Origin of the sequence: Paracoccus sp. (in: a-proteobacteria), assembly GCF_047973135.1 — a bacterium.
Taxonomy (GTDB): domain Bacteria; phylum Pseudomonadota; class Alphaproteobacteria; order Rhodobacterales; family Rhodobacteraceae; genus Paracoccus.
This window is the reverse complement of sequence record NZ_JBKEBL010000034.1, coordinates 56959-63863: the sequence shown is the minus strand read 5'-3', so window position 1 is coordinate 63863 and position 6905 is coordinate 56959. Positions and strand designations below refer to the sequence as shown.

Here is a 6905-nt window from a genome sequence, read left to right as displayed (position 1 = left end):
GTGGCGCAGTCGGCCCTTGTGCTGGGGTTGATGGGTCTTTCCGGGCTGGCAGCGGTGACATTCATCGTCAACCTCATGCTGCCCGGCCTGCCCGCCGAGGTTCGGGGGCAGGTGGTCGGTGCGGTGGCGACGCCCTTTGCCGTGACTGGCCTGATATTTCTGGGTTCCGCCCTGCTGATCTGTCTGTCCGCATGGCATCGGGGCAATCCGCTACGCGTGGGCGTCCTGCTTTATCTGGTGGGCGCGGCGGTCGTGGCGTCCCGGCCGCTTCTTCCGGCGGCCCTGCAAACCCTGGACGGAGTCCTGATCGGCATGGCCCTGCTGATCTGGGGCTGTTGCCTTTTCGCGGCGTCTGAGGAACGGCGGCAGGCCATCGCGTGACATGGCAAGGGGCGCCCCGACGGGACGCCCCTTTCGCAACGGATGCGTTCAGGCTCAGGCGGCGCGGCTGGTCAGCACCTCGTCCACGCGCTTCTGGGCCGAGCCTTCGTCCAGCCCGCCAACGGCCGCAACCTCGCGGGTCAGGCGGTCCAGAGCGGCCTCGTAAAGCTGACGTTCGGAATAGGATTGCTCGCGCTGGTCATCATTGCGATGCAAGTCGCGCACGACCTCGGCAATGGACATCAGATCACCCGAGTTGATCTTTTGTTCATATTCCTGCGCCCGGCGCGACCACATGGCGCGCTTGACCCGCGCCTTGCCCTTCAGGGTGTGCAGCGCGCGTTCAACCAGATCGGGGGTGGACAGGCCACGCATCCCGATTTCCGTGGCGCGCGCAGTCGGAACGCGCAAGGTCATCTTGTCCTTTTCGAACGAAATCACGAACATTTCCAGCCGCAGACCCGCGACTTCCTGTTCTTCGATCGAAACGATCCTGCCAACCCCATGCGCCGGATAGACCACAAAATCATCCGGGCGAAACTCGTTCTTCTTGCTTTTCGACATTTAGCTTCCTCTAGGTAGCGCCCATGGAAAAGGCGCAATAACCGGCGGCGAGAAATGCCGCTTTCGGCTTATTGTGATTATATTCCTTGCCCGTACCCGGCGGGGCACAGGATAGCATCATCCAGAACGAACACGTGTGGCCCCTGACTCCCATCAGATGCAAATATGTTGCAACCATAGCATAAAAATGAAGCCAAAAAAAGCTTCTTCATATTTGAAGGAGGCACCGGAAAGCGCGACGATTCTCTGGTGTGTTCCAGTAGCTTAAGAATGATTCGCCGAAATACCCTGTGCGTGACCGGTACGAATCGCACCGATCCTGTCAGGCTTGCCAATCACGAAAGCGCACAGCGAATGCTGCGCTGCCGCAACAAGACGGAATCAGTCGCCTTCGCCTGGCTGGGGCGAGAAATACTTGTCCAGCTTGCCCGCAACGCCGTCCATTTCCTCGGCAGAGGGCAGCGGATCCTTCTTCTGGGTAATGACAGGCCATTGTTCGGAATAGGTGCGGTTGAATTCGACCCATTTCTCCATGTCAGGCTCGGTATCCGGGCGGATCGCGTCGGCAGGGCATTCCGGTTCGCAGACGCCGCAGTCGATACATTCGTCGGGGTGAATGACCAGAATATTCTCGCCTTCATAGAAGCAGTCCACCGGGCACACCTCGACGCAGTCGGTGTATTTGCACATGATGCAATTATCGGTGACAACATAGGTCATGACACGCTCCTGTTCGATCCGCGCGTTTGTTACGCCCGGACCGCTGATCAATCAAGGCCGCGAGTGCGTAAAGGACCGGCATTTCGGACAGAGCGGCCTGAACGAAACACCCGTTTGCGGACAACGGGACAGTCCCGAACAGGCATTCGGGGACGTTCAGGGATCTTCCGTGGTTTCGCGATAAAGCTGTTGCGCCTCGCTGGCCGGTCCCCGGCGGGTTCCAAGCGACAGGACGTGAAAGCTGCGTACCCGGCCATGGGCTGAAACGACCAGCAGATCGCCGGGCCGGACGACATGGCCGGGCTTGCGGCAGGGTTGGCCGTTCAGGCGGATGCCGCCGCCCTCGATCCGGTCTGCGGCAAGCCCGCGCGACTTGAACAGCCGCGCGTGGAACAGCCATTTGTCAAGCCGCAGCGCCTCGCCGGTCACTTCTTGTCTTTGAGCGCGGCCAGAACGGCGAAGGGGCTGTCGGGATCGGCCTTCTTTTCAGGCCGCGACGTAAAGGTCTTGGGGCCATGATTCTGCCCCTTGCCGCCCTTCTTGGGACCACCCTTTCCGCGCGGCTTGCCGCCCTCGCGTCCGGGTTTGCCGCCGCCCTCGCCGCGATTTTCGCGTGGGGGACCGTCCTTGCGGGCACCGCGACGGCCCTGCCCTTCGCCCTGCGGGCGGCGATTGTGACGCGGCTTCGGGGCCCAGCGGAAGGTATAGAAAACCTCGGTCTCGGGCGCGGCGGCCTCGTCATCGGGGGGCAAGGTTTCGCCCGTTGCCTCGGCCTCGGCCCGGCGCTTTTCGGCCTGCTCGGCCTCCCACCGGGCGCGGGTTTCGGCGGCGAGGACGCTTTCTTCTTCGGTCATCGGCGCGTCAGATGCCGGTGCCTCGGGCGCGGGTTCGGCGACGGGCTCCGCCGCCTTGACCTTTTCACGCTCGCCCTTGTCGGCGGCATAGCCAAGCCCCTGCATCAGCCCGGCGAATTGTTCCAGCGTCATGCCGGTAATCGACAGCATGTCGGGACTGGCCTCGAACCCGCCGCGCGTATCCTGCTGGCGCAGCAGATCGGCCAGACGTTCCAGCATGTCGATGCGGATCGCCCGTTCACCGGCAGGGCGATAGCCGGACAGAGTGTAATACCCGTCGGGCACGTCCGGAATATGCGGGATCGTGACCAGCCCCGGAGGCGGGCTTTCGGGAAATTCCTCCAGCCCCTCGGCCAGGGACCACAACACCAGCCGCAGCCGGGTGGGCGCGGGTTTCAGCAGCACCGGCAGAAAGATCGTGAACTGGCCAAATCGGACGCCATGCTTGCGCAGCATGCCGCGCGCATCCTGATCCAGTTCCTTCACCTCGGCGGCGACGCCGTCGCGCAGCACGACCCCAAGTGATTCGATCAGCCGGAACGCAAAGCCGCGGGCCAGCCCGGCCAGAGCCTCGTCGCGCTGCATGGCCAGCAGCGGCTCGAACAGGGCAGCGACCTTGCGGTCGATGAAATGCTGCAACCTGCGGCGGACCTTTTCGGCGATCTCGGGGCCAGCCTCGTCATCGACAAAGACCTCGACGCCGGGATGCAGCGGATCGGCCCCCTTGACCAGCTTGCCGACGGCGGCATTGCCCCACATCAGCCCGCCCTGTTCGGTAAAGTCCATCTCGGTGTCGGGGGCATTGTAAAAGCGGTCTGCGCGCAGATGAAATTCCGGTTTCAGCGCCTCATAGCTGGCGCGGTTCAGCATCTTCGCCTCGTCCGCCGTCGCGGTCTGGTCGGGGCGGAACCGGAATCCCTCCAGACGGCCGGCGAATTCGCCCTCGACCGTCACTTCGCCCTTATCGTTCACTTCGGCCACAAGGCTCTCCTTCTGCTTGAGCCGGCGTAGAAGCACAGAGGTACGCCGGTCCACAAATCTTTGGGTCAGCGCCGCGTGCAACGCGTCTGACAAGCGGTCTTCTACAGCGCGAGTCTCGCCGCGCCAATGGCTTTCATCTTCCACCCACCCCGAACGTTGGGCCACATAGGTCCAGGTGCGGATATGAGCCAGCCTTCTGGACAGGGCGTCAATGTCGCCATGGGTACGGTCGATACGTTTCACCGCGCGGGCCAGCCATTCGCCGGGAATCGCGCCGCCCTGAAGAAAGCCGAATATCCGGGCCAGCAGCCCGGAATGTTCAGTCGGCGAAATCCCCCGGAAATCAGGTACCCGGCAGACATCCCACAGCAGCCGCACATCCCTGCCACCCTGCACGCGGTCGCGGATTTCGGGCATGTCGCGCAAGGATTTCAGCGCGTGCAGGTCATCCGCCTCGCGCCCGCGCGTCAGCCATTCATGACCCGAGACGGCCTCAAGGCTTTGAACAAGGCGGTCCATGGTCCCAAATTCAAGCGCGGCATTCCGCCACATCAACCGGCTGATCGGCTGAAAACGGTGATTCTCGATCGCCTCGACCAGCCCTTCATCCAGAATCCGCGCCTCGCCGGTGACACCGAACGTACCGGATTCGGTGTGCCGCCCTGCCCGCCCGGCGATCTGACCCAGCTCGTGCGGGAACAGTGGGCGGACGCGGCGACCGTCGAATTTGTGAGTCGCGGAAAAGGCGACGTGGCGGATGTCCAGATTCAGCCCCATGCCGATGGCGTCGGTCGCCACCAGATAATCGACCTCGCCCGCCTGATACATGGCCACCTGCGCATTGCGGGTTCGCGGTGACAGCGCCCCCATGACCACCGCGCAACCGCCCTTCTGGCGGCGGATCAGTTCGGCCATGGCATAGACGTCATCGACGCTGAAGCCCACGATGGCGGACCTCGCAGGCATCCGCGACAGCTTTTTCGACCCCGCCCAGGACAGCGCCGAAAACCGTTCGCGCCGCTGGAACTGTACCCCCGGCACCAGCGCGGCAATGGCCGGGCGCATGGTGTCGGCCCCCAGAAACAGCGTCTCGTGCAGACCGCGCATATGCAGCAGGCGGTCGGTAAAGACATGGCCGCGTTCGGGATCGGCGCAAAGCTGGATTTCGTCGATGGCCACGAAATCGGCGGCGATGTCGGGCATGGCCTCGGTGGTGGCGACCCAGTATTGCACCCGTTCAGGGACGATGCGTTCCTCGCCCGTGACCAGCGCCACGACCGAGGGGCCGCGCGCCGCGACGATCCGGTCAAAGACCTCGCGCGCCAGCAGACGCAGCGGCAGGCCGATCACACCGGTGCGATGGGCCAGCATCCGCTCGATCGCGTAATGTGTCTTGCCGGTATTGGTCGGTCCCAGAACGGCTGTGACCCGGCCTCTGTCGTACATGGTCATGGCGTCAGATATCGCTGCCCGACTGCTTGTCGTCCAGCCGCGCCACCCCGTCAATGGCCTCTTGCTGATGCGGGTTGATTTTCAGGCTTTCGCGATAGGCGGCCAGCGCGCGCTGGTCATCGCCGGTTTCCTCAAGCATCGCAGCCAGTTGTGTCAGCGCCGTGAATTGCCGTGGCTCCAGCGCCAGCGTGCGGGCCAGATCGGCAAGGGATGGCCCAAAGGCCCCCGCCGCCGCATAGGCCGTGGCCCGCGCCTGCCAGCCGGCGGCAAAGTCCGGCGCATGATCGGTCAGCGCTGTCAGGTGGCCTATCGCTGCGGGAATATCGCCCTGATCCAGCGCGTCCTCGCCGCGTTTCAGCAGCAGATCCAGCGCCGCCGATCCCGATTTCGACCATTCGCGCAGAATATCGGATTCCGCGATGCGCCAGCCCTCGCCCTCGGGCTCGGCCAGTCGGCGGAATAATTCGTCCATATCCGGGGCGTCTTGCGCTGCAACCGCGAAACCGGTTAGGCAGATGGCAAGAATTGTAACCAATCCCGTGCGGATTGCCATGAATATGGGGTAGAAAGCGGATTGATCCGGGCGCATACCTTCCTTTTAGCCAACCCGGCCGCCGGGGGCCAGACAAAGTCCAGGGAGAGTTCAGGAAATGAGCAAAGTTGTGACCGCCGCCGTCGAAAAACTGAATGCGAGGCTGAACAGTTTTTCTTCGACAGCGAAATTCGTCATACTGGACGAAGGCTCGATCCTGATCGATCAGGACGGCGCGCGCGTCGGCGATGACGAGGCAGAGGTGACGCTGACCGCCAGCCGCCAAACCTTCGAGGGGATTCTGGACGGCAGCCTGAACCCGGCCACAGCCTTCATGACCGGCAAGCTGAAGATCGACGGCAATATGGGCGTCGCCATGCAGCTTGGACAGGCACTGTCCTGAATATCGCCGCCATGCAGCAAGCCCCCTTTCATCAGCTTCCTGACGATCCCGGCACACCCGCAACGGCGTTCCGGGTTGCGGCCGATGACGGGATCGGGCTGCGCATGGCGCTTTGGCGCAGCGCGACCGCCGGCACGCTTGGCAGCGTCCTGCTGTTCCCCGGCCGCACCGAATTTGTCGAGAAATACGGCCCCTTCGTCCAGAACCTGATCACGACCGGCTATGACGTGCTTGGAATCGACTGGCGGGGACAGGGCATGTCGGACCGGCTGCAATCCGATCCCCGGCCCGGCCATATCGGCGAATTTGCCGATTATCAGCGCGATGTGGTAGAGATGGTGGTCGCGGCGGACAAGCTGGACCTGCCCCGGCCCTGGCATCTGCTGGCGCATTCGATGGGCGGCTGCATCGGGCTTGCCGCGCTGCACGACGATTTGCCGGTGGTCAGCGCCACATTTTCCGCGCCGATGTGGGGCATCAACCTGTATGGCGTGCCGCGTTTCGTGCCGCAGGCCATTGGCTGGCTGGCCGGGCGTCTGGGCCGGGGCGGGCACCCCTTTCCCGGCGCGGGGGCACGCGGAACCTATTATGTGGACGAAAAATTCCGCACCAACCTGCTGACCAGCGATGTGGATCAATGGGCAAGGTCGCTGCGCGAGGCTGCCTATTGGCCCGAACTGACCATCGGCGGCGCAAGCTGTCACTGGCTGCGGGCGGCGCTGGCCGAATGCGCGCGGCTGGCCGCCCTGCCCTCGCCCGACCTGCCGACGCTGATCGCGCTTGGCAGCCGCGAGGCCGTCGTCTCGACCGCAGCGATCCGTGACCGTGCCGGGCGGACGCGGAACTGCACCCTGCTGGAGATCCCCGAGGCCCGGCACGAGGTGATAATGGAAACCCCCGACTGCCGCCGCCTGTTCTTGCAGCAGTTTCTGGCACATATCGGGTCAGCCGCCGCCGAGGCCGCCGCGCAGGATACCTGACCCCGCGCCGCCGCCCCTGCCCGCCGCCCCTGCCCGCA

8 protein-coding genes are annotated in these 6905 nt (G+C 64.1%); 3 read left to right on the top strand and 5 right to left on the bottom strand.

Features of this window, described 5'->3' with window-relative positions; all coding sequences use genetic code 11:
- Positions 1–381, top strand: a 381-nt coding sequence (locus tag ACK5L9_RS03380; protein WP_416910038.1) for a hypothetical protein, incomplete at its 5' end; no start/stop codon positions are given.
- 54 nt (positions 382–435) lie between these two features.
- Here the strand turns inward: ACK5L9_RS03380 and ACK5L9_RS03375 are convergent.
- From ACK5L9_RS03375 to ACK5L9_RS03355, 5 genes are all read right to left on the bottom strand, one after another.
- Positions 436–945 carry a CarD family transcriptional regulator gene (locus ACK5L9_RS03375; protein WP_416910037.1) on the bottom strand — a complete coding sequence of 170 codons (510 nt, stop codon included), beginning with the start codon at positions 943–945 and terminating at the stop codon, positions 436–438.
- A gap of 381 nt (positions 946–1326) precedes the next feature.
- Positions 1327–1665 carry a ferredoxin FdxA gene (gene fdxA / locus ACK5L9_RS03370; protein WP_416910036.1) on the bottom strand — a complete coding sequence of 113 codons (339 nt, stop codon included), beginning with the start codon at positions 1663–1665 and terminating at the stop codon, positions 1327–1329.
- Positions 1666–1821: 156 nt separating this feature from the next.
- Positions 1822–2094 (bottom strand): RNA-binding S4 domain-containing protein, encoded by a 273-nt coding sequence (locus ACK5L9_RS03365; RefSeq protein ID WP_416910035.1) that lies wholly within the window; start codon positions 2092–2094, stop codon positions 1822–1824.
- Positions 2091–4946: a helicase-related protein gene (locus tag ACK5L9_RS03360; protein WP_416910039.1), complete on the bottom strand. Its 2856-nt coding sequence runs from the start codon at positions 4944–4946 to the stop codon at positions 2091–2093. The genes ACK5L9_RS03365 and ACK5L9_RS03360 overlap by 4 nt, the downstream gene beginning before the upstream one ends.
- A gap of 10 nt (positions 4947–4956) precedes the next feature.
- Positions 4957–5424 (bottom strand): tetratricopeptide repeat protein, encoded by a 468-nt coding sequence (locus ACK5L9_RS03355; RefSeq protein ID WP_416910034.1) that lies wholly within the window; start codon positions 5422–5424, stop codon positions 4957–4959.
- A gap of 178 nt (positions 5425–5602) precedes the next feature.
- Between ACK5L9_RS03355 and ACK5L9_RS03350 the strand changes: the two genes are divergently transcribed.
- Together ACK5L9_RS03350 and ACK5L9_RS03345 are read left to right on the top strand one after the other, a co-directional pair.
- Positions 5603–5887 carry an SCP2 sterol-binding domain-containing protein gene (locus ACK5L9_RS03350; protein ID WP_416910033.1) on the top strand — a complete coding sequence of 95 codons (285 nt, stop codon included), beginning with the start codon at positions 5603–5605 and terminating at the stop codon, positions 5885–5887.
- Between the two features lie 11 nt (positions 5888–5898).
- On the top strand, positions 5899–6867 hold the full coding sequence (locus tag ACK5L9_RS03345; protein WP_416910032.1) for an alpha/beta fold hydrolase: 969 nt from the start codon (positions 5899–5901) through the stop codon (positions 6865–6867).
- Positions 6868–6905: the final 38 nt, after the last annotated feature.

Coding starts and splice junctions, on each gene's coding strand:
- ACK5L9_RS03360 (WP_416910039.1), bottom strand. CDS start 4,946: ATGTACGACAGAGGCCGGGTCACAGCCGTTCTGGGACCGACCAATACC.
- ACK5L9_RS03355 (WP_416910034.1), bottom strand. CDS start 5,424: ATGGACGAATTATTCCGCCGACTGGCCGAGCCCGAGGGCGAGGGCTGG.
- ACK5L9_RS03350 (WP_416910033.1), top strand. CDS start 5,603: ATGAGCAAAGTTGTGACCGCCGCCGTCGAAAAACTGAATGCGAGGCTG.
- fdxA (WP_416910036.1), bottom strand. CDS start 1,665: ATGACCTATGTTGTCACCGATAATTGCATCATGTGCAAATACACCGAC.
- ACK5L9_RS03345 (WP_416910032.1), top strand. CDS start 5,899: ATGCAGCAAGCCCCCTTTCATCAGCTTCCTGACGATCCCGGCACACCC.
- ACK5L9_RS03375 (WP_416910037.1), bottom strand. CDS start 945: ATGTCGAAAAGCAAGAAGAACGAGTTTCGCCCGGATGATTTTGTGGTC.